This is a genomic window from Flavobacterium saliperosum, from assembly GCF_900100625.1.
GTDB classification, from domain to species: Bacteria; Bacteroidota; Bacteroidia; order Flavobacteriales; family Flavobacteriaceae; genus Flavobacterium; species Flavobacterium saliperosum.
The window spans coordinates 546,405-569,385 of record NZ_FMTY01000001.1 but is presented as its reverse complement, the minus strand read 5'-3'; the positions used below and the strand labels follow the sequence as shown (position 1 = coordinate 569,385).

Here is a 22,981-nt window from a genome sequence, read left to right as displayed (position 1 = left end):
ACGCAGATTTTCACAGATTTATTTTCTGAATTCTAACTTCTGATTTCTCTTTTTCTGCCAGGGATGGGAGTGAAAAGCCCGTAAAGGCAAAAACTTTTAAAAACAAGTACTGGAAGTGGCGACCAACGGAAGCTGCTTGCAGGGCTATGTTTTTTAGCTTTTGACTGCGGACTTGCAACGTCCCGATAGCTATCGGGAAGCCTGGTCGTGCAGCCTGATTATCCGCCTTGTGTGGCTGTTATGATTAAAATGTCGTCGGTTTCGTTGAGGAGTGTGGTTTCCCAATGGATTTTAGGAATGACGGTATTGTTCACGGCAAGCGCGATGCCGTTTTGTCTGTTGGGAAATTCGAGGTCAAGCAACGCCTGCGCGGAAAGGGTTTCGCGGTCGAATTGTTTGTGTCGGTTATTGATTTTTAGTTCCATTCCTGTTGTGTTTAGTATATCAGAATACTTTAGGAATGGCTGCAATACGTGCGTGAAAGCACTGGAATGAAGTCATCTTACTTTTCCCTACGCTGGTATTAACCAGATCAGGTTCAGAGGGTAAAATCTCAGCCTGCGTTGTGCAGACACCCCTAAAGTGCGGCAAATATATTAAAAATTATGAATTATGAATTATGAATTATGAATTATGAATTATGAATTATGAATTATGAATTATGAATTTGTCATTAACTGCAATCTGAATTCTGATTACGGTTTACTGATTTCTCGTCCAGCAGTCTTCCACATGATCGTTCACCATTCCGGTGGCCTGCATGTGAGCATACACCACGGTGGAACCTACGAATTTGAAGCCGCGCTTTTTTAGGTCTTTACTCAAGGCATCGGAGATTTCGGAGGTGGCGGGAACATCTTTGAGGGTTTTGCAGTTGTTGTCGAGGGGTTTGCCGTTCACGAAGCCCCAAATGTAGTGGGAGAACGTGCCGAATTCTTTCTGGACTTCCATAAAAGCGATGGCATTGGTAACGGCCGCTTTGATTTTCAATCCGTTGCGAATGATGCCGGCTTCTTGTTTTAGTGCTTCGATTTTGGTTTCGGAATACGTGGCGACTTTCCGGTAGTCGAAATGATCAAAGGCGTTCCGGAAATTTTCCCTTTTCGCCAAAACGGTATACCAGCTCAAACCAGCCTGAAAGGTTTCCAGTATCAGAAATTCGAATATTTTCTGGTCGTCATATACGGGAACACCCCATTCCAAATCGTGGTAGTTGCGGTATAAATCGTCTTTTTCGCACCAGGCGCAGCGGGTTTTAGAATCCATTTTCTTAATTAATTTACCGGTTTTATCAGGTTCTGTTCGTTTTTTGAAAAATCTTCATCGGCAATCGATTTGAAATTTCCAAAGGTATAGGTTAGTGCAACCCTCGCCATTCGGGTTTCGTTAATGCGATTGTAGGAAGAACTTAAATTCATTCCGTTAAAGTTAGCATTAAAACCCGATGTGTTTAAAATATTTTGAATGCCAAGGAGAACCCTAAGTTTTTTGTTGAGGTATTTTGTTGAAAGATGCAGGTCTAGATTTTGTATGGGTTCGTTCAGATTATAAATATCAGTACTTCCTTTTGACGTGAAATTATAGTTGACAAACATTTTGTATTCGTCTTTTAGGATAATTTGGGAATATAGGTATAACATGAAAGTTCCTTTTTCAAAATTGTTGTACAGGTCGTTGTTAAATTTTGTTTTATTGTAACTCAAATCAGCGAAGAGGTAACTAATTGCATTTTGGTCTATATTATTTCTCTTGTTAAGAAAAGCAGTTCCTTCGGTAATTATACCGAAAGGGATCGGTAGTCCCACGTTAATGGAAGTGGTTTGGACATTTTTCAAACTGATTACAGATTGCGTGATGCTTAACGACGTGTTGTCGTTTCTATAAAAAAGGGTATTCCTGGTTTTTTGATTGGTATGTGAAAACGATAAGTAGGCATAGTCAAAAAAAGTAAGTTTGGTGTTGAAGTTGTCGGTTTTATCGGGTTCTAAATATGGGTTTCCTGTGTTGCTTAAATAAAAACTGTTAATGTTGCTGTTTGGGTCAAAGTTGGCATAGCTTGGTAAATTTATTTTTTTGGAATACCCTGTACTTATGAAAATAGTTGGGTTAAGTTTGTACAATAAGTTTACCGTTGGGAACAGGTTGCTGAAGTTTTTCGTGCTTAAAGTGATGTCATCTTTGAGATAACTTTTATAATAGATATTCTCATAGCGCAAACCCGTTGACAGACTCAGTAATTTGATTTTTTTATTGATTGTACAATACGAGGCGAAGGTTTTGTTCTCAAACAGAAACGGTAGCGTGCTGTCGAAATCTGAATTGTCAAAAATGTGTTCAGAGGTGTTGTTTAGAGTGTAATAACCGGTGTTTTGAGCTTTAAACAAGCCTAAGCGGGTGCCGAAATTCAGAAGGAAATGATATTTTCTATAAGGTATCTCCACGTCTAAATTAAAAACGAGATTTTGTGTGTTTAGGTTTTGTTTTGTATATGTATATCGGTTGTTTTCGCCTAACTCAGAGAGTTTGTTGCTTTTTTTTTGGGTGTAGAAATTGGTGTTCAGAGACAAATCAAGTTGTGAGCCTAAAGTGTCAAGTTTTTGTTTGTATTTCAGGATGATTTCGTTGTTGTAGTTGCCGTTTTTTTGGATGTTTGTTGAGTTCGTATTGATGTTTTGGGACAGATTTTCGGAATAATTCCGCGTGGTATGCAGATTATTATTGTTATTGGTGTTGAGGTTGTAGTCGAATAGTAAAGCAGATTTTTTTGAGGAATTGTAACGGAATCCATTTCGGAGATAATATCCTTCATGTTTAAAAAGCGGGTTTCTTTCCTCTGTAAATACCGGTCTTCCCGATTGATTCTCAAACACATTTTTAAAAGTTTCCTGCTGGTTTGAAACATTATGGTTGTTTCCGGCAAAAAGATTCCAGTTAAGTCGGTTTATCTTGGCTAGGAGTTGAACGGCGTTTCCGGTCTTGAAATTGTGATTGATTCTGTTGTTATTGTTTAAAGAAATGGTATATCCCTTGGTTTTCAGGTTTTTAGTGATAATGTTTATTATCCCCCCAGAGAATGAAGCCGGGTATTTCGCGCCGGGATTTGGTATTAGTTCGATTTTTTCAATACTGTTTGCCGGAAGATTATTGAGAAAATGAGTAAGGTTGTCTCCTGAAATTCCGGTAGGCTCCCCGTCCATAAAAATAGAGGAGAGTTTCCCGTTTTGACCAACCAGACCGTCCGAAGTAAGGATAACGCCCGGAAGTTTGGTTATTGCTTCAAATGTGCTTCCGCTATTTAGTACATCATTGTTTTCCACAAGAACGGTTGTTCTGTCAGCTTCATGCTTTATGAATTTTTTTTTAATACCGGTAATGACAATTTCATTCAGGGCATTGTTTTTTGTTTCTTTAAAATGAGAGACTATGGTTTGGTCCTGATTCAAAAAGAACTCTTGGGTCAACGTTTCATATTGGAGATGTTTTATCGTCATAATTACTTTTTCCCCGTTTTTTGGAACATTGGCGAAATTGTAATTTCCAGAGGCATCTGAAAGGGTTTGTTTTTGGAGGTTTTTGTTAACAATAGCAATTGTCGCTTCCGGTATTGGGGAACCGTTAAAAAGAATCACGCCTTTAATTTGAACGACCTCCTGTGCGTTTATATGGTATATGGACAGGAGAAGGATTGTTATTGTTTTTAAAAAAAATCTCAAAACTTTGTATTAAAGGTGTTTATTGTTTGTTTTCGGTATTGTTGTTTTCGGGTTTTATTGTTTTTGAATCGGAATTGTCAATACTTACTCCGTTTATGCTTGATTTGCCATTTTCACCATTTTTTCCGTTTTCACCGTTTTTTTCTTTTGTGCCGTCTTCACCTTTTTTTCCGTCTTCTCCGTCGGCTGCACTTGAGATTGACCATGATCCCATTTCCAGGCGGTCTTCTAATTCTGATATTTTAATATTGGTTTTTATTTTCATTTTTAAAATTTTGATACGTTAATAAAGCATTCACACAAACAGAGGTTGTAAAGAGGCGGTTGAATTCCAATTGCCTGCAGTCCGTTCCGAAAGTTTTTATTTTGGCAAACGATTCGTCTTCAGGGATGATATTGTCCGGATTTGGGATTCTCATGGCTGCACTGTTTGTCCATGAACCATCTGAAAATTGGTTCCTGATGATGTAATGGGCGGATTTTTCAACCAAATCTGAATTTAAGGTATTGCCGGTTAACATTGTTTTTAAGCCATATCCTGTGTAAAATAAATTTTTACCAAATGTATCCGAGAAACTCCCGTCCTTATTTTGCATTTCGCAGACTTGATTGATGAAAGCTGTTGAAAATTCGGATAAAGATTCATTTTTCTTACAAATATAGTCTAAAATTTCAGAATAAAAATACATGGAATACACCGGGTTGGTCCACCAGTATGCTTTTGCCTCATTGTTAGTGATTTGGGATATGCAGTATCGGGTTAAGTTGTTCCATTCCTGAGGGTACAGTTCCCTGTTTTCGTATAGTGCATGCAGGCTTACGGCACTTACACACGGATGCGATTGACACCAGCCGTCAAAATGTGGGAAATTTTCAAAAGAAAAGAACTGCTTCAATAAACCGGGGTTATTGTAGGTGGCGAATCCTCCATCGTTATTTTGAAATTTTAGCAGGCGTTCAAGAATTTTGGATTTGGTATCCGGATTTTTAATGAAAAGAAAAGCGAAATTGAGTGAATCGGCATCTTCCATTTGCCATTTTTCATTATAAGAGAAGTTTTCTTCAAATCGGTGTAAGTATTTTTCGGATTTATCAAGAGCCGTGGCGATGCGTCTGTCGGATTCGAAAGGGCGTAAGTGATATCCAATGAAAGATGTTGCCCAACCGTTGCTTATTCCGCCTTGTGTTACGTAGTCTTCCCAATGGTTATCGTTGAATTTCTTCAGGATATAGTCCAGGCCGTTTTGAATAGCGTTTTCCAAATCGGTGTCGGTATGATTTCTTTTTTTGAATAATTTGGTTTGGGATTGTTGTGAAAGTTCATGGTTTACTTTGAAAAAAATGGCTATGGATTCCATTTTCTCGCTACTGTCGTTTTTCTTTTGCCGAATGACTTGTTCCCATTGACTGTTTGTGGGTAACCCATCCAAACATGCTTCCGCTTTATTTAAATAAGCTAAGGCTTCTTCCATTATTTTTATAGGAAGCGCCGTTTTGTAAAAGGCCTCTATTTGTTGGGTTATTTTGTTCTTTTCGGTAAAGTGATTGTTTTTTTTTCCAATATGGACAGCATAGTTGAACTGCCCGTTTTTAAGATCGGTTCTAATATCGGATAAATCATCTAAAATTTGAAAAGCAACTGAAAAATATTTGTGAGATGTAAGTAACTTATCGTAGGCAAATTTGTTTTTATCACTGGAAAGCACATAACAGCAATCGATGGCTGCTTTACCAAATGACGATTTGTAATCCGCTAATTTTTCGTACTGCTCTTTTGTGAAGGTTTCCGAAAGGAGGTTCTGCTCAATTTCTTTGCTGTTATGTTGTTCCCGTTGTCTTACGGCCCATAATTTCCATAATTCGGACTGCTTTGGAAACACGGTCGTCAAAATTTTGATGGATTGTTCCGTTAGATTTTGAATCAGAAAAAGCTTGTCTGTTTTACTCTCAGTAGAAACATTCTTAGTGTCAGTAAGGTAATCGGTATGCAATAGGCTTAAATAAAAGAGAAAGCCCGCAACCGAGACATTATCCACATCCGATTCGTTCTCGATTTCAAAATAATCTTTGAATAAGAACGGGTAAAAAAGATAAAATGCGGGATTCTTTCTGAATTGATTCAAGATGTAATTCACATTCAAATTTCCCGATTCTACAGTTTCCTTTTTTAAGAGACTTAAGAGGGAGCTTATTTTCTGTTCCTTAATCATTGGTTCCGTATTTTAACTGGTAGTGCATTTTAATTTTTGTGGTGAGGTTAAATTTGAAAGACGGACACGGAATGTTGCCTTCGGCCCATGATTTCGGGCAGGAGCCCCCACAAACCGGGTATAGGTTACAATCATAACAATGCGTTTTCTTATTTCGTATTTCCGTTAACCATTTGCTGTTAAAATCGCTTTTCAATTCCTGGTTCGGGGCTTCAATTGACCCAAGATAGAATTCCGATTCGGAAAAGTTTTTTGTGTATGAAACTTCAGTGCAGTTGAAGACATTTCCATAAGCATCATAAACATAGGAAGCACTGTTTGTAGCCATGCAGGTAGTGTAGTTTCTTTTTGGTAAAAGAGAGTGAACGTGTTTGCGTTCCATCAGATGGGTTATCCACGACACCTCTTCTTTTGCATAGTCAAATCCTTCAAGACTTTCTTTGTTGTCTTTTTCTCCCCATTCGTGAATTTTTGCGGTGTAAAAATTGATTTTTTGTAAAATTCCCTCCGCATAAAGATAATCAATCAAAGGAATTACGGAATTTTTATTTTCACGATCAACATTGCAACGGATATTTATTGTGGCTTTAGGTCGGGACTCCTCTTGTGTTATTTTCTTTAAGTTCTTTAGTATTTTCTCAAAAGTCCCTTTAGTTCCGGCCTTTAGATTTCTTCGTTTATTGTGGTCGGTATCGATTCCGTCGATTGTAATTTCTATAAGTGAAATGTTCAGTTCATTGCATAGTTCTTTGTAGGTCTCCCATGATAAAAGCAATCCGTTTGTTACTATTTTGGCGGAATATTCAACATTGTTTTCGATGCAGATTTGTTTTACTCTTCTTGAAATACTTCTTATTTGATTTAGCCCGATTAAGGGTTCACCGCCAAACCATCCTATGTGAAGTCTTTTGTAGTTGCCGTTTGTTAATTTTGAATGTATTGAATTGATTATCTTATCAATTGTATCAGAATCAATTTTTTTGTTTTCATGATTTTGACCACAGTAAAAACAACCCATTTGGCAATCAGCAGAAGGCTGAATCACTTCATAAAGAGTATCCGAGTTGCTTCGCGTTTTGTTTTCGGCCACTATGGTCTCAAATTCTTCCGTTTCATTTGGGATTATTATTTTTAACTCTTCTAAATGAGTAATGATTTTTTCAGGTAAATGATGAATTTCCGATGTTGTTAAACTAATCCATAACTCTTTGGACAGGCGGGTTAATTTGCCTGTTCTTGTAGAGAAAATTATTGTTTTGTTTCCTATTGGAGTTACGACAATGTACTTGGAAACTTTATATGGCTGACTTGAATTTTTCATGAGATAATTTTGATTGCAATAATTTGATTAAGAGTTTCGATTTGTTAATTATTAAATAATAAAAACCAATAGGGATGGAAATCTGCCAAAAACTGACATTGCTTTTTTGGTTTACTATCCATTCGCTTATGAAGGTGTAGCAGTTTTCCGGGAAATGGATGAGATCCATAAACCGGTAATATGAAACATAGAAGATGAACCACAAAAGGAACAATAGGCTCAACGATGCGTATAGAATCAGGAACAGGTCTCTTGCTTTTAGTTTCAGATTTTGCAATCGGACAAGTTCCATTAATCGCTTGTTTGAAACCGATTTCAAATTGTAAATATTAGTGATGTCTGATAACATCCAATAGCCGTCAAAGCGTAAAAACGGATTGAGATTGATAAATGTGTTGATTATAATGACAATAGTGGTATAGATAAGTATTTCAGATTTTGTCAGCCAATAAACAATAGATAAAAGTGTTACAATCAGGCCTTCCATATAAAGGCCCGCGATATCCACTATAAATCTTTCTTTTCGGGGTAACTTCCATACATCTGTTACATCTGCATACATTACCGGCGTTAGCAGGTAAAATCCAAAGCCTATGTCTCCATTTTCAGCACCATATGAATAGCAGGCGGTGGCATGCCCTATTTCGTGAAAAAACAACGTTACTAACAGTATCAACGGAATCGTGAAAATACTTTGCGAAGTAATTGTAAATGTCTGCGTATAACTGTATAAAAGTGTTGCCGATAACACGATAAACAGTATAAACGAAAAGAGGACAAAGTTTTGGTTCTTAAAAATAAAAGCCAGAATAGTGGCTATTTTTTTTACATGTTTCTTATTGATAATGGTGAAATTAAAATACAGGTAGTGAACGGGTTTTTTATCGTCGGATTGTTTTAGACTGGTCAACCGCCTAAGTCTGTTGTTTATGATATCAGATAATTCTTCCTCTGTGAGGAGGATGTTTTTTTTGTTTAGAATGTCGTTAATTTCCTTAATGTTCTTTTTTCCGTCAATTAGTTCAATAATGTCTATAACTTCGCTACTACAATGCAAGTACGAGTTGCTTGTTTCGTGCTCAATTATTAAGAGGATTGCATCGCTTTCTTTTTCAATACAAGAGTATTTGTATCTTAATTTGGGAATTTGTGACATACATTCTTTTTCCTGAAGCAGGTTGTGATGATTTTTTATTTCGGATCCGTGGGCTTTTTTTACATGTTTGGAATGCAAACCAGCGGATAAAGGTAATTATGCATTGGAAATAATAAACCTCCCTAGGGAGGTTTTTAATTTAGTTACCGCCAGAGGTTCCGGTTCCGGTAGTTCCGCCGCCGCCGGTGTTAACATCAATGCCGATGGTGCTGTCTCCGCCGTCACCGCCATTTCCGCCATTTCCACCGGTTCCTGTGCCGCCATCTCCACCTGTTGCGCCGTCACCTCCGTCACCACCGCCGACCCAGTTTTTAAGCTCTAGTCTTTCTTCAAGTTCCTGTACTTTAATTGTTTTCATTTTGTTTGTATTTAATAATTAATAATTTTTTATTAGCCGTTATTGGTACCTATGGTTGTGTCTCCCCCTGTCCCTCCGGATCCTCCAGATCCTCCAGAGCCACCTGTGCTGCCGTCACCGCAGACACAATCGCAACTGCCGTTGTTGCAGCAGGAATCGCCACCATTTCCGCCACTGCCGCCATCTCCTGCCCAAGATTTCAGTTCTAGTCTTTCTTCAAGCTCTTCAATTTCGAATACATCTATTTTTGTTTTTTTCATTTTGTTATATTTTATCGCAAAAATATTTATTTTGTTATTAAATTTGTAGCTTTATTAGTGCTAAATAGTGATTTTTTAGTGCTGAATTGAGAGATTTTATGAAAGACAATTTGTATAGTAATGTCAGAAAGGTTAGGGAATTAAGGGGGTATACGCAAGACTATGTTGCTATTCAGCTTGGAATTTCACAACGCGCATACAGTAAAATAGAGAATAACCAGACCAAGTTGGACTGGCATCGAATCGAGAAGATTTCTCACTTGTTTGGGATGACCCCTGTGGATTTGATTGTTTATGATACACCTAGGTTATCCAATAGCGCTAATGTGAATTGTATCGGAAGCGACTTGAGTACTGCTTTTCAGGAAAACTTACTAAGGGTTTTGGAAGAGAAACTTTCCGAATTGAAGGATGAGATGGCGCGCTTGAGAGATTTGGTGGAGACTAAAAATTCAATATAAAGGTTGGTTGCTGTTTTTAAGATTTAACGGTTTTTTTATTCTTCTGCTGCAAGGTATTTTTCAATCAGGTAATGGCCTAAGTAAATGAGCGGTGTTAGTACTACAGCTAAAATCAATTTGAAGGTATAACCGGTGAACGACATGTTCAGGTATTGGCTTGTTGTGATTTTACCGGTCATCCAGAAAGCGATACCGGAAACGATAAAGCTGTCAATCAGTTGGGAAATAACGGTAGAGCCGGTGCTTCGGAGCCAGATCATTTTTTTGCCGGTTTTGTTTCGGAGGAACCAGAAGATGCTAACGTCGATTAATTGGGAAACCAAAAAGGCAACAATGCTCGCCATCATAATAAACAATCCTTGCCCGAAAACCGCATAAAACTGTTCGTCGTTTACGGTGTCGCCGGTAACAAAAGCGGGTATTTTAGTGCCGATGAACAAAATCAGGATGCAATAGGCGATAAGGCCTGCGGTAATGAAAGACAGTTTTTTTACGCCGTCGCGACCGAAATGTTCGTTAATGATGTCGGTCGTGATGAAGACGATGGGCCAAGGCAGGATCCCGATGCTCATGATGAACGGGCCGATCTGAATGAGTTTGCCCCCGGTTAATTCGGCTACAATGGCATTGGTAATGAAAATACCGGCTAAAATAATGTAAACAATGTCTTTCTTCGTCTTGAACATAAAAAAGGTTTAAACTCAAAATTACATTATTTCGGAGAATAAAAAAACCCCAATCTTGCGGACTGAGGTTTTCGATATTTATGTTTAGAATGATTATCCTAAAGCCACACGTTTGAAACCTGTAACCGTTAAACCACCGTCAACCGATTTGATATAAGCGGCAACGCTCATAGATCCGTCTTTGATGAAGTCTTGGTTTACCAAAGTGTTGTCTTTGAAGAAACGTCCTAGTTTTCCTTTAGCGATGTTATCAATCATAGCTTCCGGTTTCCCTTCCTGACGTAACAAATCTTTCGCGATTTCGATTTCTTTTTCGATAGTTGCAGCATCAACACCCGCTTCGTCTAAAGCAATTGGGTTCATGGCAGCAGCTTGCATAGCCACGTTTTTAGCAGCCTCATCAGCACCAGCAACGTTAGCGGATAATGCCACCAAAGTAGCGATTTTTCCAGCGTGAACGTAGGAGCCAACGAAAGCACCTTCTAAACGTTCGAACTGAGCTACTTCAATTTTTTCACCGATAACTCCTGTTTGCTCGATTAATTTCTCTGCAACAGTGATGCCACCGAAGTCAGAAGCTAAGAAAGCGTCTTTATCAGTGTAGTTTAACGCTTGGTTAGCTAAATCGGTAGCCAATTTCACGAAACCTTCATTTTTACCTACGAAGTCAGTCTCACAGTTTAATGTGATAGCTACACCAGCAGTTTTGTCAGCATTTACAACAGCAATTGCAGCACCTTCTGTAGATTCTCTGTCAGAACGGTTTGCAGCTACTTTTTGACCTTTTTTACGTAAGTTTTCGATTGCTAAATCGAAATCCCCATCAGCTTCCACTAATGCTTTTTTACAATCCATCATACCTGCTCCGGTGATGGTTCTTAATTTATTTACGTCTGCAGCAGTTATTGTTGCCATTTTTGTATAAAATTTATAAGGTTAAAATTATAAAGTCGTCATAATGACAGAGAATACGAAAGTAAACATCCATCAGCATAACGACTTTATCATAATGTTATTTTTATTCTTCAGTTGAAGGTGTTGTTGCTTCTACTTCTGCAGCTGCAACTTCTCCAGCCGGTTGTTCATCTTTGTCAGATTTTCTATCAGAAAGTCCTTCAATGATGGCGCCCGATACTAAAGATAAAACTTTGTCGATTGATTTTGAAGCATCATCGTTTGCCGGGATAACGAAATCAACCTGACGTGGGTCAGAGTTGGTGTCCACCATAGCGAAAACTGGAATGTTTAATTTTTGAGCTTCTTTAACAGCGATGTGTTCTGCTTTGATATCTACAACGAATAACGCAGCCGGAAGTCTTGTCATGTCTGCAATAGAACCTAAGTTCTTCTCTAATTTCGCACGTAAACGATCAACTTGTAAACGCTCTTTTTTAGATAAAGTCATGAAAGTACCGTCTTTCTTCATTTTGTCGATAGAAGCCATTTTCTTAACAGCTTTACGGATTGTAACGAAGTTAGTTAACATACCGCCTGGCCATCTTTCAGTGATGTAAGGCATGTTAGCTGCTGCAGCTTTTTCTGCAACGATATCTTTTGCTTGTTTTTTGGTAGCTACGAAAAGTACTTTTCTACCAGATGCAGCGATTTTTTTCAAAGCTTCATTCGCTTCTTCAATTTTAGCTGCAGTTTTATATAGATTGATAATGTGAATACCATTACGCTCCATATAGATGTAAGGAGCCATGTTTGGATCCCATTTTCTAGTCATGTGTCCGAAGTGAACACCTGCTTCTAGTAATTCTTTAACTTCTACTTTGTTTGCCATTTTGTAATAGTTTACGTTCTTGTGTATTAGCAATGCGTCACCTTTTTCGCTTTCGGACATTCGCCTTGAGACTTTGGACTGCATTTGGATGCTAAACTAATTCCTACCTCAGTAGGAGAGCAACAAAAACTTAGTGTTTTTAAATAATAATAAATATTAACGTTTAGAGAACTGGAATCTCTTACGAGCTTTCTTCTGACCGAATTTCTTACGTTCAACCATACGAGGGTCACGTGTAAGTAAACCTTCTGGTTTTAAGATTGCTCTGTTTTCAACTTCAACTTCACACATAGCTCTTGCGATAGCCATACGAACCGCTTCCGCTTGTCCTGTAGTACCACCACCGTATACATTAACTTTTACGTCAAAGTTAGTTGCATTTTCTGTCATCGACATTGGTTGCATCACTTTGTACTGTAATGTAGCTGTTGGGAAGTAAGTTGTAAATTCTTTTTTGTTTACGGTGATTTTTCCTGTTCCTTCTGAAACATAAACACGTGCCACGGCACATTTTCTTCTACCGATTTTGTGAATAACTCCCATTACTTAAGATCGTTTAAGTTTACAGTTTTTGGTTTTTGAGCCTCATGTTTGTGCTCAGAACCAACATTTACATTTAAATTTCGGAATAACTCAGCACCTAATTTGTTTTTAGGTAACATTCCTTTTACAGCTTTTTCTACTAATAATGCAGGGTTTTTTTGTTGCATTACTTTAGCAGTTAAACTTCTTTGTCCACCTGGGTAACCTGTGTGACGGATGTACGTTTTGTCATCCAACTTGTTACCTGTAAGGTTGATTTTCTCTGCGTTAATAACGATTACGTTATCTCCACAGTCCACATGCGGTGTATAACTTGTCTTGTATTTACCTCTTAAAAGCATCGCAACTTTAGAAGCAAAACGACCTAAGTTATGACCTTCAGCATCCACCACGATCCACTCTTTCTGAGCAGTCGCTTTGTTTGCTGATACTGTCTTGTAGCTTAAATTGTCCACGTTTTTTTATTTTAATTAAACATTCCATCCCCAATAAAGGGAGTGCAAAAGTACAATTATTTATTTATAATGCAAATACCCGACGCATAAATTTATTAGTTGATTGTCAGACGAGTAGTTGATTCTGAGGTTTGTAAGGGGTAAAAATTATTCTTTCACGAACTTAATTTCCATTCCGCCCTGTTTTAACAGCATGGTTTTCTCCCCAAAAGTCATGTTTACGCCCGCCGGATCAAATACAAATTCGGTTTCACTAACCGGGTTTAAAGGGAAGGCGCCCTGGCCGGTTGCCTGCGCGATGATCTGTCCTTTGTCCGCTTTGATGTTGATTTTCAGTGGAATTTCCTTCGAAGAATAAGTGCCTTCGTAGGATTTCAGTACCGTTTCATCCACTTTAACCGATTTCACATTCGGAAACGCGAACGGCATTTTGTAATAAATGCTAAGGATGCCAATCATGATGTCGTTTCTGTTGAAGTTATCGCCATTCACGATTAAAGAAATGCCCAGTTTTTCGGCCGGATAGTAACCCACCACCGATTTGAAGCCTTCAATGCCTCCGGTGTGACCGAAAAATTTGCGTTCTCCGAAAGGGAAAGTCACCAATCCGATGCCGTAACTTTCTCTAAGCTGTGTCATTTCGTCTACAGAAGAGGGTTTTAATAATTTTCCGCTGAAGATGGCGCGCATGAAAGCGGTTAAGTCATTGGCTGTTGAAGAAATTGCCCCTGCGGCAAAAGGTAATGACATGTCCCATTCCGGAATCGCTTCCCATTGTTCTCCATTATAGGTATAGGACACCACTTCATTTCGTTCTGCCTCTGTTTTGTCCACCATGTAGGTGTTTTTCAGTTTCAGTTTGTTAACGATTCTGTTTTTCAGATTCGTTTTGTAGGGTGTTTTAGTAAGGTCTTCGATTATACAACCTAATAAATAATAGTTGGAATTGCTGTACTCGGCTTTGGTGTTGGGCTCGAAAACCGGTTGGTAGGCAGCGATTTTTGCCAGCATTTCTTTTTTACCGATTGCCAGTGTCATGTTTGCCGTACTATCGGCGTTCACGTAATCGGGAATTCCGGTTCGGTGACGCAACAAATCGTTGATCGTGATTTTATCGGCATTGGGTATTTTTGGGTAGAACTTGGAAAGTTTTTCCTCGAGTTTTAGTCTTTTTTCTTCCACCAACTGCATAATCATTACCGCCGTAAAAGTTTTGGTAATCGATCCGATTTTGTATTTGGTATAGCCATCGGGCTGTTGTTTGCTTTTGGGGATACCGTAGGCGCGTGAAAAAACTACATTGTCGCCTTCGCGGATGCTTAACTGTCCCATAAAACGGTTATTGGTATTCAGATAGGTGAGCAAACTGTCCATTTTTCGGAAACGCGTGCTTTCCTGCGCGGAAATCGTCAGCGATAAAAGGAATACGAATAAAAAGAGTGTTTTTTTCATAAGTTTATATTTTGTCATTACTGTCAACTGCAATAATTAATGCGCTTCCAGCCAATTTCTTCCAATACCCATGTCCACATCCAAAGGGACATTTAGCTTGAACGCATTTTCCATTTCGTGTTTAATCATCGGTTGGATTTTCTCCAGCTCACTATTATGAACGTCAAAAACCAATTCATCGTGTACCTGAAGCAACATTTTTGATTGCCAGTTTTCGGAGGTCAGCTTTTTATGGATGTTGATCATCGCGATTTTAATGATGTCGGCCGCACTTCCCTGAATCGGAGCGTTCACGGCATTTCGTTCGGCAGCACCACGAACCACGGCATTGGCGGAATTGATGTCTTTCAGATAACGACGACGTCCGGAAACGGTTTGCACGTACCCGTGATTTCTGGCAAATTCAATCTGTTCCTGAATGTAGTCACGCAATCTCGGATAGGTTTTGTAGTAGGCCTCAATCAACGCGGCACTTTCGCTGCGGGATAAATTCGTTTGGTTGCTCAACCCGAAAGCCGACACCCCGTATATGATTCCGAAGTTCACGGTTTTGGCATGACTACGTTGTTCTTTGGTAACTTCTTCTAAAGGCACGTTGAATACTTTGGCAGCGGTACTACGGTGAATGTCTTCGCCGTGCTGAAATGCTTTTATCATGTTTTCTTCACCACTCATCGCAGCAATCACGCGCAATTCAATTTGCGAGTAATCGGCAGACAATAGCGTGTAGTTTTCATCTTTGGCGATAAACGCTTTTCGGATCAATCGGCCTCTTTCGGTACGGATTGGAATGTTCTGTAAATTCGGGTTATTCGAACTCAAACGTCCCGTTGCGGCTACGGTTTGCATGTAATCGGTGTGCACGCGTTGGGTTTTCGGATCGACTTGTTCCGGTAAAGCGATAATATAGGTGCTTTGTAATTTTACCATCTGGCGCCAATCGAGAATTTGGCGTACGATTTCGTGTTCGTTGGCCAAATAACTGAGCACTTCTTCGCCGGTAGCATATTGTCCGGTTTTGGTTTTCTTTTGTTTGGCTCCGCCGATTTTCATTCTGTCGAAAAGCACTTCGCCCAATTGTTTCGGAGAAGCCAGGTTGAATTTCTCACCCGCCGTTTCGTAAATCTGTTGTTCCAGCGTTTTGATTTCTACATCCATATCTTTCGACATCGACTTCAGATAATCCACATCGAGACGAATTCCTTCGCGCTCCATGGCAGCCAGAACTTCAATTAACGGAATTTCGATTTCCTCAAACAGTTTTTTGGTACCGGTTTTGTCTAGTTTTTCATCAAAAACTTCTTTCAGTTGTAAAGTGATATCGGCATCCTCGGCGGCATATTCCTTAATGTCTTCCAAAGCCACATCGCGCATCGATTTTTGGTTTTTTCCTTTTTTACCGATTAACGTTTCGATGGATTTCGGCGAATATTTCAGATAGGTTTCCGCCAACACGTCCATGTTGTGACGCATGTCGGGGTTAATCAGATAATGCGCAATCATGGTGTCAAAAAGTTTCCCTTTTACCGAAACACCGTAATTGGCTAATATTTTCAGGTCGTATTTGATGTTCTGACCGATTTTTTCAATTCCTTCATTTTCAAAAAACGGCACTATTTTTTCCAATAAAGCCTTGGCTTCGTCCTGGTTTTCCGGAAACGGAATGTAAAACGCTTTCCCTTTTTCCCAGGAGAACGACATGCCAACCAATTCGGCATTCAGAGCGTCAATTCCGGTGGTTTCGGTATCAAAACAAACCGATTTCTGTTGCAATAACGTTTGCATGAACAACTGAACCCCTAAATTTCCCTGAATAATTTCATAATGGTGGTTGGTGTTTTCCAGCGTATTGTAATAACTGTGATGGCCTTCCGGTGTTTCACTGTCGCCACTGTCAAAAAGCGAAAACTGGTCTTCGTTTTTGACGGTTTTCTTTGCTGCCGGTTTGGGTGTTTCGTAGCCATTGCTGGTGTTGACTTCGTCGTACTCCTTACCGCCGCTGAATAATTTGTCGAACTGGGTTTTCATCTGACGGAATTCCAGTTCCATGAACAGCGCGTCGGTTTTTTCAATATCGGGTTTCGATAATTCATAATCGGTTTCGTTGAATGTTACCGGACAGTCGAGTAGGATGGTAGCCAGTTTTTTAGATAAAATCCCTTGCTCTTTGTTGGCTTCGATTTTCTCCTTTAAAGCGCCTTTCAGTTTGTCGGTGTTGGCCAACAGATTTTCCATCGAACCAAATTCGGCCAACAATTTCTTTGCGGTTTTTTCGCCCACGCCCGGTAATCCCGGAATGTTATCGACCGCATCGCCCATCATGCCTAAAAAGTCAATAACCTGCAATGGATGTTCGACTTCAAATTTCGCCTGTACTTCAGGGATGCCCCAAATTTCGATATCGTTCCCCATACGCGCCGGGCGGTACATGAAGATATTTTCGGAAACCAATTGTCCGAAATCTTTATCGGGAGTTACCATGAACACCTGATAGCCCTCTTTTTCGGCTTGTTTCGCCAAGGTTCCGATCAAATCGTCGGCTTCGTACCCACGTTCTTCAATAATCGGAATGTGCATCGCCTTCAGGATTTCCTGAATGTAGGGTACGGCAATTTTTATGGCTTCCGGAGTGGCATCGCGATTGGCTTTGTATTCCGGGAACATTTCGTTTCGAATGTCACTTCCGCCATTATCGAAGGCTACTGCCAAATGATCCGGTTTTTCACGTTTGATAACATCAATCAGCGAATTCATGAATCCCAATACAGCCGAAGTGTCGACTCCTTTGGAATTGATTCGTGGATTTTTGATGAAAGCATAGTATCCTCGGAAGATTAAGGCATAGGCATCTAAGAGGAAAAGGCGTTTTTGTTGTGACATGATTAAAAAAAATTTAGCACGTAAAAATACGTAAAACTGAAAAGATTATGATGCAACTTGAGTTGCAAATCAACCGTTACGTTAAAATTAATCTAAATTACATTCGCTAAGCACTTCATTCTTCGTTACTTTGTTACATCAAAAACAAATACAACCATGCGTTTAGTATTTATAGGAGTGATTCTTCTTTTAATAGAATTGTATGCTTTTCAGGCGGTGAAAACCATCACCCGGGAACGATGGATTCTGATTGCATATCAGGTTGTCAGTTTTCTGGCTTTCGCATACATTTTATACGGTTTCAGTCAGTTTGACCGGAAGGTGGGGCAGAATGCCCATTCCCTGTATACGATTGGGTTGTTGTTGCTGATGTTGGTTCCGAAGTTGCTGATTGCCGTGATTCTTTTGGGAGAAGATTTTTTCCGAATGTTTGCGACCATCATCAATTATTTCACACAAACCGACAGTATCGCCGAGTCGATTCCGGGAAGGCGCAAATTCATCAGTCAGATTGCTTTGGGTATTGCGGCGATTCCGCTAACGTCGCTGTTGTACGGCATGACCAAAGGGAAATACAATTTTAAGGTGATTCGTCAGACTCTGTTCTTTGCCGATTTACCGGATAGTTTTGACGGCATGACCATTACGCAGATTTCGGATGTGCACAGCGGTAGTTTTGATAATCCCGAACGAATTGAATATGCGATTGATTTGGTGAACCAACAAAAATCAGATCTGGTGCTTTTTACCGGAGACATTGTGAATACGCATGCTACGGAGATGCACCCATGGATTGATACCTTTCGTAAAATTGAAACACCGAAATTCGGGAAATATTCGGTTTTAGGAAATCACGATTATGGGGAGTATGTGGAATGGCCTTCAAAGGCAGCCAAAGATCAGAATTTTGAAGACATTAAAGATTTGCACCGTCAGATAGATTTCAAGCTATTGATGAATGAGCATGTGAAAATCAAACACGGAGAAGAGGAGATTGCCTTGATTGGCGTGGAGAATTGGGGTGTTAAGTTCAAACAGGCCGGTGATTTAGTGAAGGCGTCTCAGGGATTGAAGAAAGAAGATTTTAAGATCCTGATGAGTCACGATCCTTCGCACTGGGATGCCGAGGTGCAGCATCATGAGAACAATTACCATCTGACATTGTCAGGACATACGCACGGATTGCAGTTTGGCATTGAGATTCCGGGGCTTATCCGTTGGAGTCCAGTACAGTATGTTTACAAACAATGGGCCGGAATGTATGAGAATTTAGGTCGCTATATTTATGTGAACCGCGGCTTCGGATTTCACGCTTATCCGGGGCGGGTTGGTATTTGGCCGGAAATAACGGTAATTCAACTAAAAAAAGGGGAAAGAATAGCATAAATGCGCAAAAATGCTATATTTGTATACTATTTTTTTAAGAACAAAAGTTTTTAATTAATCTAATTTTCTCGCTTATGTCAAAATTTGGAGAACTAATCAACACACAGGTGCCTGTTTTAATCGATTTTTATACCGATTGGAACGAGTCCTCTGTTTCCATGCATCCCGTAATCAGAGATGTGGCTGCAGCCCTTGGCGACCGAGCCAAAGTGATTAAAATTGACGTCGATAAAAATCAGGAATTGGCCGAAGCCTTACGGATTAAAGGTTTGCCAACGCTTATGATTTATAAAGAAGGTCAGATGGTCTGGAGACAATCGGGTGAGTTGGATGCCAATACTATTATTGGTTTGGTTCAGGAGAATTCTTAATCGATAGTATCGAACAAAAATCCCTTTTCTTTCAGAATTTCAATCGTTCTAGGTAAAGTGTATTCAAGATTCTTGAAGGCTTTCCTGCTGTCGTGAAATACGATGATACTGCCTTGTGTGGTATTCTTAATCACATTGCTCAGGCATTTTTCCGGAGTGATCCGAAGGTCAAAATCGGCACTCAAAACATCCCACATTATTATTTTATACCCTTTTTTTCGAAGTCGTGCAGATTGCGATGGTCGGATTTTGCCGTATGGAGGGCGGAACAGTCCGCAGTTTGCTGACTGATGTCTGTCATCTGTCATTTTCTTTCTGATTACATCTTCGCAAGAATTTATATTTTCCAGATAGGCCTTGTCGGACGTTTTCCACCCCTGTAAATGGTTGTAGGTGTGGTTCCCAATATGATGTCCTTCAGAAATTACTTTTTGGAAGAGTTCCGGATGTTTTCGGATGTTGTCGCCAATGCAGAAAAACGTGGCTTTGATGTCATGCTGTTTCAAAACGGATAAAACCCATTCCGTTACTTCCGGAGTGGGGCCGTCGTCAAAGGTAAGATAGATTTTCTTCTCGGCATTAGGTATGTCCCAAACCTGATTGGAGAACAATCGCTTGATGAGTTTATTCGTTTTTATCCAATAGAAATCCATACCCTAAAAATAAGGCTTTCAAAGTTATAAACCTTAAAAGCCTTATCTGAAATTGTGTTAAAATTCAATTATTCCATATCGCGTTCAAAGCGGGAAAACAATTTGTTGTACCCGTTGAATTTGACTTTGTTCTGATTATAGAATTCTTCGTCGCCACGCTCTTTCATGATTTGCAGTAAGCCACGGTAGCTTTCAATATCCGTTACGATATCCACATACAGATCGTTTTGTTCTGATGGTTTCAGCGTGCTGTAATATATTAGGTTTTCCTGATATTTTTTCATCAGTTGTGATAGAACCGTTCTTGCTTTCACTTTTTCACCCACTTCATAATAGCCACCGGCAAACGGATCTACAAAACGATAATAGTCAAAGTATTCCACCGGCATTTTGGTCATTGCCAAATCGATTACTTTCTTGGCTTTATCTTTTTTGCCTTCGTTGATTAAGGCTTCCATCAAACGCGCCAGATTGGTTCGGTAAGAAATACTGTTTTTACGGGTTTCCGGATCGTGATAGATGTCCGGACTTTCGCTGTTGCCCCAGTCCCAAGACATTACGTTTTTGTACATTCGTTCCGTGTCGATATAACCCATTTCAAACTGATTCCCTTCTTCGCCTTTTGGTGTTTTTACGGGAACCAAACGATATACCATGCCTTCCATCTGAAGGTATTCTTTCATCCAGATATAATCCTCGTCGTCAAAACTTCCTGGTGAGAAATAAATAGGGCGTTCCCAGTTGTTGTTGGCCACCACATCCAGCATCATTAATCGGTTTTTGTAGATAACGCCGCCTTTAATGTCAATGTCCATGCTTGAAACGATGGAGTCGTTCAGGTACGAAGGAACCACTTTGTTTCGGATAACCGCATTTTTGTCTACCGGAATGCTGATTTTATCGGTTGGATAAAACTGTACTTTTTGACCATTCGGCATCGTTTCGATTGTTCTTTCATCTTCCGATTCAATGAATTTCATGAACTGTTCAATAGGAATGCGTTCTTTGGTTATTTCTCTGTGGATAACATAATCACGGGTTCCGGACACATATTGATCGTGTGTGAATCGGATAGGAATCGGTTCCGATTTGTAGGCTTTGGCTTTCATTTGGTCAATGTACCAGTCGGTTGCGAAAAGCTGTGTGTTTACAATACGTACGTCGGTTCTGTAGCCTTCAATTTCCTGTGCATACCATAAAGGGAACGTGTCGTTGTCGCCAATGGTAAACAGGATAGCATTCGGTTCGCAGGAATCCAGATAGGCTTTTGCCATGGCAATTGCTGTGTATCTTCCCGAACGGTTGTGGTCGTCCCAGTTTTCTTTTGCCATCAATACCGGTGCTGCTAATAATGCAACGGCAATAACAACCGGGCCGGCTACTTTTGGTTGTAAATATTTCTTCGCGGCATCATAAATGGCATATACCCCAAAACCTAACCACATGGCAAAAACATAGAAGGAGCCAACAACGGCGTAATCACGCTCTCTAGGTTCGAAAGGACGCTCGTTTAAGAAGATTTTCAACGCAAAACTTGTGAATAAGAATAACGCCAGCAAAACGTAGAAACTTTTCAGGTCTTTTTTAGCATGGAATACCATTCCGATTATCGCTAAAATAAAAGGTAAGAAATAATAGGTGTTTCTTGCTTTGTTGTTTTCAATATCCGGCGGAAGGTTTTTCTGGGAGCCCAAACGAATCTCGTCAATAAAGTCAATGCCACTCAGCCAGTTTCCGTTTTGGGAATCGTATTTGCCCTGAATGTCGTTTTGACGTCCTACAAAGTTCCACATCAGATACCTCCAGTACATGTAGCCAAATTGGTATTCGAACATGAACTTCATGTTGTCTCCAAAAGAAGGTTTTTCGATAATAAGGTAATCACCGTAAGATTTTAAGAATTTGTCATAGCCGTCCAGGTCGATTTTTCCGGCTGCGAACGCGCTTCTGAATTCGGAAACGATTTGCACCAATTCGTCTTCGTGGGAATATTCGGGATTGATGGTAAAGTCCAATGGTTTTGTAAAGGTCATGTAGTTAATGCGGGCATCAGAGCTGTCGCCGTACCACATTCTTGGCAAAACACCATTGTGTTTGTCGTCTCCATTACTTTTGGCGTTCACATAATTGTTTACGATAACGTATTTTCCGGATTTATGATCTCTTTCGTAGTTGGGTTTGTCGTCTTCGTAAGGCTTGTCTTCATCCAAACCGGCATAGGTTTCAGAAAATAACGGTCCGTAGAAAGTTTTCTGTTCACCATATTGTTCACGATTATAATAGGCTAAAACCTCTGCGGCATCCGAAGGCTTGTTTTCATTGATGACCACATTGGCATTGGCTCTGATTGGAAGCATCAGCCAGGTTGAGAAACCGATTAAAACGAAAAGTACGCAAAGTAAAATGGTGTTGTAAAAAGGCAATTCTTTCTTTTTGGTGTATTGCAACCCGAAATAAAAGAAGGCGATAATTAAAAGGAGTGCGAAAACGGTACCGGAATTAAAAGGTAATCCGATGCTGTTTACCATGAAAATCTCCATCTTACCGAAGAATCCTAAGGTGTATGGCAAAAGGAATTTGAAGACGAAGAACAAAACCGCAACCATAACCACATTGGCAATGATGAAGTTTTTGATGGTGATTTTTTCGTAATTCTTAAAGTAGTATAATAATCCTAAAGAAGGAATTGTAAGTAAGGCCATGAAGTGAACTCCGAATGACAATCCGATAACCAATGAAATCAGCAGCAACCACTTGTTTCCTTTTGGAGAGTGCATTTCCTCTTCCCAACGTAGTCCCATCCAAAGCAACAAGGCGATGAATAAGGAAGCCATGGCGTATACCTCTGCTTCGGTAGCGCTGAACCAGAAACTGTCTGTGAACGTAAAGGCTAACGATCCTACAAAAGCACTTCCTAAAACTACGATTGCATTCTCTTTGTTGAATTCTGAAAAGGAGGAAACTACTTTTCGTAAAATAATGGTCATGGACCAGAACATGAACAGAATCGTGAAGGCGCTGGAAAAAACCGATGTCATGTTAACCATTAGTGCTACTTTTTCGGCGTCAGGCGCAAACATCGCGAAAAAGGCACCAATCATTTGAAAAAGAGGGGCTCCGGGAGGGTGTCCCACTTCCAGTTTTGCTGCTGTGGCAATGTATTCCCCGCAATCCCAAAAACTTAAGGATGGTTCAACAGTCAGTGTGTAAGTTACTAAAGCAATTGCAAATGTCAGCCATCCTAAAATGGTATTCCACTTATTAAAGTTAAAAGTAATCATATATAATAC

The 22,981-nt window shown here is 39.8% G+C and carries 21 protein-coding genes and 1 riboswitch; of the genes, 3 read left to right on the top strand and 18 right to left on the bottom strand.

Annotated elements, in window-relative coordinates; all coding sequences use genetic code 11:
* Positions 1-218 precede the first annotated feature (218 nt).
* From thiS to BLQ05_RS02640, 9 genes are all read right to left on the bottom strand, one after another.
* Positions 219-425 carry a sulfur carrier protein ThiS gene (gene thiS / locus BLQ05_RS02680; RefSeq protein WP_023575586.1) on the bottom strand — a complete coding sequence of 69 codons (207 nt, stop codon included), beginning with the start codon at positions 423-425 and terminating at the stop codon, positions 219-221.
* A gap of 67 nt (positions 426-492) precedes the next feature.
* Positions 493-589, bottom strand: a riboswitch (TPP riboswitch).
* A 113-nt stretch (positions 590-702) separates the two neighbouring features.
* On the bottom strand, positions 703-1,266 hold the full coding sequence (locus tag BLQ05_RS02675) for a DNA-3-methyladenine glycosylase I (protein ID WP_023575585.1): 564 nt from the start codon (positions 1,264-1,266) through the stop codon (positions 703-705).
* Between the two features lie 8 nt (positions 1,267-1,274).
* Positions 1,275-3,713 (bottom strand): TonB-dependent receptor, encoded by a 2,439-nt coding sequence (locus BLQ05_RS02670; protein WP_074460082.1) that lies wholly within the window; start codon positions 3,711-3,713, stop codon positions 1,275-1,277.
* A gap of 19 nt (positions 3,714-3,732) precedes the next feature.
* Positions 3,733-3,978: a hypothetical protein gene (locus tag BLQ05_RS02665; protein WP_035653957.1), complete on the bottom strand. Its 246-nt coding sequence runs from the start codon at positions 3,976-3,978 to the stop codon at positions 3,733-3,735.
* A complete protein-coding gene (locus BLQ05_RS02660) occupies positions 3,956-5,923 on the bottom strand; it encodes a hypothetical protein (protein ID WP_035653955.1) in 1,968 nt (655 codons plus the stop codon). The genes BLQ05_RS02665 and BLQ05_RS02660 overlap by 23 nt, the downstream gene beginning before the upstream one ends.
* Positions 5,916-7,244, bottom strand: a complete 1,329-nt coding sequence (locus BLQ05_RS02655) for a radical SAM/SPASM domain-containing protein (protein ID WP_023575582.1) — start codon at positions 7,242-7,244, stop codon at positions 5,916-5,918. The genes BLQ05_RS02660 and BLQ05_RS02655 overlap by 8 nt, the downstream gene beginning before the upstream one ends.
* Positions 7,219-8,400: a zinc metalloprotease gene (locus tag BLQ05_RS02650; RefSeq protein ID WP_143000893.1), complete on the bottom strand. Its 1,182-nt coding sequence runs from the start codon at positions 8,398-8,400 to the stop codon at positions 7,219-7,221. The genes BLQ05_RS02655 and BLQ05_RS02650 overlap by 26 nt, the downstream gene beginning before the upstream one ends.
* Positions 8,401-8,539: 139 nt before the next feature.
* Complete coding sequence (locus BLQ05_RS02645; RefSeq protein WP_023575581.1) at positions 8,540-8,758, bottom strand: hypothetical protein; 219 nt, start codon at positions 8,756-8,758, stop codon at positions 8,540-8,542.
* A 32-nt stretch (positions 8,759-8,790) separates the two neighbouring features.
* A complete protein-coding gene (locus BLQ05_RS02640; RefSeq protein WP_035653949.1) occupies positions 8,791-9,018 on the bottom strand; it encodes a hypothetical protein in 228 nt (75 codons plus the stop codon).
* A gap of 98 nt (positions 9,019-9,116) precedes the next feature.
* Here BLQ05_RS02640 and BLQ05_RS02635 point away from each other — a divergent pair, with 98 nt between their 5' ends.
* Entirely contained in the window at positions 9,117-9,479 is a 363-nt protein-coding gene (locus tag BLQ05_RS02635) for a helix-turn-helix domain-containing protein (RefSeq protein WP_051365718.1), read from the top strand.
* Positions 9,480-9,514: 35 nt separating this feature from the next.
* On the opposite strand, the gene BLQ05_RS02630 is transcribed toward BLQ05_RS02635, so the two are convergent.
* From BLQ05_RS02630 to polA, 7 genes are all read right to left on the bottom strand, one after another.
* Complete coding sequence (locus BLQ05_RS02630; RefSeq protein ID WP_023575578.1) at positions 9,515-10,165, bottom strand: queuosine precursor transporter; 651 nt, start codon at positions 10,163-10,165, stop codon at positions 9,515-9,517.
* Between the two features lie 93 nt (positions 10,166-10,258).
* The gene (tsf, locus tag BLQ05_RS02625) at positions 10,259-11,080 is read right to left on the bottom strand and encodes a translation elongation factor Ts (protein ID WP_023575577.1); all 822 of its coding nucleotides are present in this window, start codon (positions 11,078-11,080) and stop codon (positions 10,259-10,261) included.
* A 103-nt stretch (positions 11,081-11,183) separates the two neighbouring features.
* Positions 11,184-11,951 (bottom strand): 30S ribosomal protein S2, encoded by a 768-nt coding sequence (gene rpsB, locus BLQ05_RS02620; protein ID WP_035654075.1) that lies wholly within the window; start codon positions 11,949-11,951, stop codon positions 11,184-11,186.
* A 156-nt stretch (positions 11,952-12,107) separates the two neighbouring features.
* Positions 12,108-12,494 (bottom strand): 30S ribosomal protein S9, encoded by a 387-nt coding sequence (gene rpsI / locus BLQ05_RS02615; RefSeq protein ID WP_035117710.1) that lies wholly within the window; start codon positions 12,492-12,494, stop codon positions 12,108-12,110.
* A complete protein-coding gene (gene rplM, locus BLQ05_RS02610) occupies positions 12,494-12,949 on the bottom strand; it encodes a 50S ribosomal protein L13 (RefSeq protein WP_023575575.1) in 456 nt (151 codons plus the stop codon). Before rplM ends, rpsI begins: the two co-directional genes overlap by 1 nt.
* 147 nt (positions 12,950-13,096) lie before the next feature.
* Entirely contained in the window at positions 13,097-14,401 is a 1,305-nt protein-coding gene (locus BLQ05_RS02605) for a serine hydrolase domain-containing protein (RefSeq protein ID WP_023575574.1), read from the bottom strand.
* 36 nt (positions 14,402-14,437) lie between these two features.
* Complete coding sequence (gene polA / locus BLQ05_RS02600; protein ID WP_023575573.1) at positions 14,438-17,281, bottom strand: DNA polymerase I; 2,844 nt, start codon at positions 17,279-17,281, stop codon at positions 14,438-14,440.
* Positions 17,282-17,437: 156 nt separating this feature from the next.
* Between polA and BLQ05_RS02595 the strand changes: the two genes are divergently transcribed.
* Positions 17,438-18,667 carry a metallophosphoesterase gene (locus tag BLQ05_RS02595; RefSeq protein ID WP_023575572.1) on the top strand — a complete coding sequence of 410 codons (1,230 nt, stop codon included), beginning with the start codon at positions 17,438-17,440 and terminating at the stop codon, positions 18,665-18,667.
* Between the two features lie 74 nt (positions 18,668-18,741).
* Positions 18,742-19,038 (top strand): thioredoxin family protein, encoded by a 297-nt coding sequence (locus tag BLQ05_RS02590; RefSeq protein ID WP_023570572.1) that lies wholly within the window; start codon positions 18,742-18,744, stop codon positions 19,036-19,038.
* Here the strand turns inward: BLQ05_RS02590 and BLQ05_RS02585 are convergent.
* Together BLQ05_RS02585 and BLQ05_RS02580 are read right to left on the bottom strand one after the other, a co-directional pair.
* The gene (locus BLQ05_RS02585) at positions 19,035-19,691 is read right to left on the bottom strand and encodes a polysaccharide deacetylase family protein (protein WP_023575571.1); all 657 of its coding nucleotides are present in this window, start codon (positions 19,689-19,691) and stop codon (positions 19,035-19,037) included. The genes BLQ05_RS02590 and BLQ05_RS02585 overlap by 4 nt on opposite strands.
* A gap of 68 nt (positions 19,692-19,759) precedes the next feature.
* Complete coding sequence (locus BLQ05_RS02580; protein ID WP_023575570.1) at positions 19,760-22,972, bottom strand: glycosyltransferase family 117 protein; 3,213 nt, start codon at positions 22,970-22,972, stop codon at positions 19,760-19,762.
* Positions 22,973-22,981 lie beyond the last annotated feature (9 nt).

Excerpts from the sequence above, each read along its gene's own strand:
- BLQ05_RS02580 (WP_023575570.1), bottom strand. The coding sequence starts at position 22,972 with ATGATTACTTTTAACTTTAATAAGTGGAATACCATTTTAGGATGGCTG.
- BLQ05_RS02605 (WP_023575574.1), bottom strand. The coding sequence starts at position 14,401 with ATGAAAAAAACACTCTTTTTATTCGTATTCCTTTTATCGCTGACGATT.
- BLQ05_RS02655 (WP_023575582.1), bottom strand. The coding sequence starts at position 7,244 with ATGAAAAATTCAAGTCAGCCATATAAAGTTTCCAAGTACATTGTCGTA.
- BLQ05_RS02595 (WP_023575572.1), top strand. The coding sequence starts at position 17,438 with ATGCGTTTAGTATTTATAGGAGTGATTCTTCTTTTAATAGAATTGTAT.
- BLQ05_RS02675 (WP_023575585.1), bottom strand. The coding sequence starts at position 1,266 with ATGGATTCTAAAACCCGCTGCGCCTGGTGCGAAAAAGACGATTTATAC.
- polA (WP_023575573.1), bottom strand. The coding sequence starts at position 17,281 with ATGTCACAACAAAAACGCCTTTTCCTCTTAGATGCCTATGCCTTAATC.
- BLQ05_RS02665 (WP_035653957.1), bottom strand. The coding sequence starts at position 3,978 with ATGAAAATAAAAACCAATATTAAAATATCAGAATTAGAAGACCGCCTG.
- BLQ05_RS02660 (WP_035653955.1), bottom strand. The coding sequence starts at position 5,923 with ATGATTAAGGAACAGAAAATAAGCTCCCTCTTAAGTCTCTTAAAAAAG.
- BLQ05_RS02585 (WP_023575571.1), bottom strand. The coding sequence starts at position 19,691 with ATGGATTTCTATTGGATAAAAACGAATAAACTCATCAAGCGATTGTTC.
- tsf (WP_023575577.1), bottom strand. The coding sequence starts at position 11,080 with ATGGCAACAATAACTGCTGCAGACGTAAATAAATTAAGAACCATCACC.
- BLQ05_RS02630 (WP_023575578.1), bottom strand. The coding sequence starts at position 10,165 with ATGTTCAAGACGAAGAAAGACATTGTTTACATTATTTTAGCCGGTATT.
- BLQ05_RS02635 (WP_051365718.1), top strand. The coding sequence starts at position 9,117 with ATGAAAGACAATTTGTATAGTAATGTCAGAAAGGTTAGGGAATTAAGG.
- BLQ05_RS02650 (WP_143000893.1), bottom strand. The coding sequence starts at position 8,400 with ATGTCACAAATTCCCAAATTAAGATACAAATACTCTTGTATTGAAAAA.
- BLQ05_RS02640 (WP_035653949.1), bottom strand. The coding sequence starts at position 9,018 with ATGAAAAAAACAAAAATAGATGTATTCGAAATTGAAGAGCTTGAAGAA.
- rpsI (WP_035117710.1), bottom strand. The coding sequence starts at position 12,494 with ATGGGAGTTATTCACAAAATCGGTAGAAGAAAATGTGCCGTGGCACGT.
- BLQ05_RS02645 (WP_023575581.1), bottom strand. The coding sequence starts at position 8,758 with ATGAAAACAATTAAAGTACAGGAACTTGAAGAAAGACTAGAGCTTAAA.
- BLQ05_RS02590 (WP_023570572.1), top strand. The coding sequence starts at position 18,742 with ATGTCAAAATTTGGAGAACTAATCAACACACAGGTGCCTGTTTTAATC.
- thiS (WP_023575586.1), bottom strand. The coding sequence starts at position 425 with ATGGAACTAAAAATCAATAACCGACACAAACAATTCGACCGCGAAACC.
- rpsB (WP_035654075.1), bottom strand. The coding sequence starts at position 11,951 with ATGGCAAACAAAGTAGAAGTTAAAGAATTACTAGAAGCAGGTGTTCAC.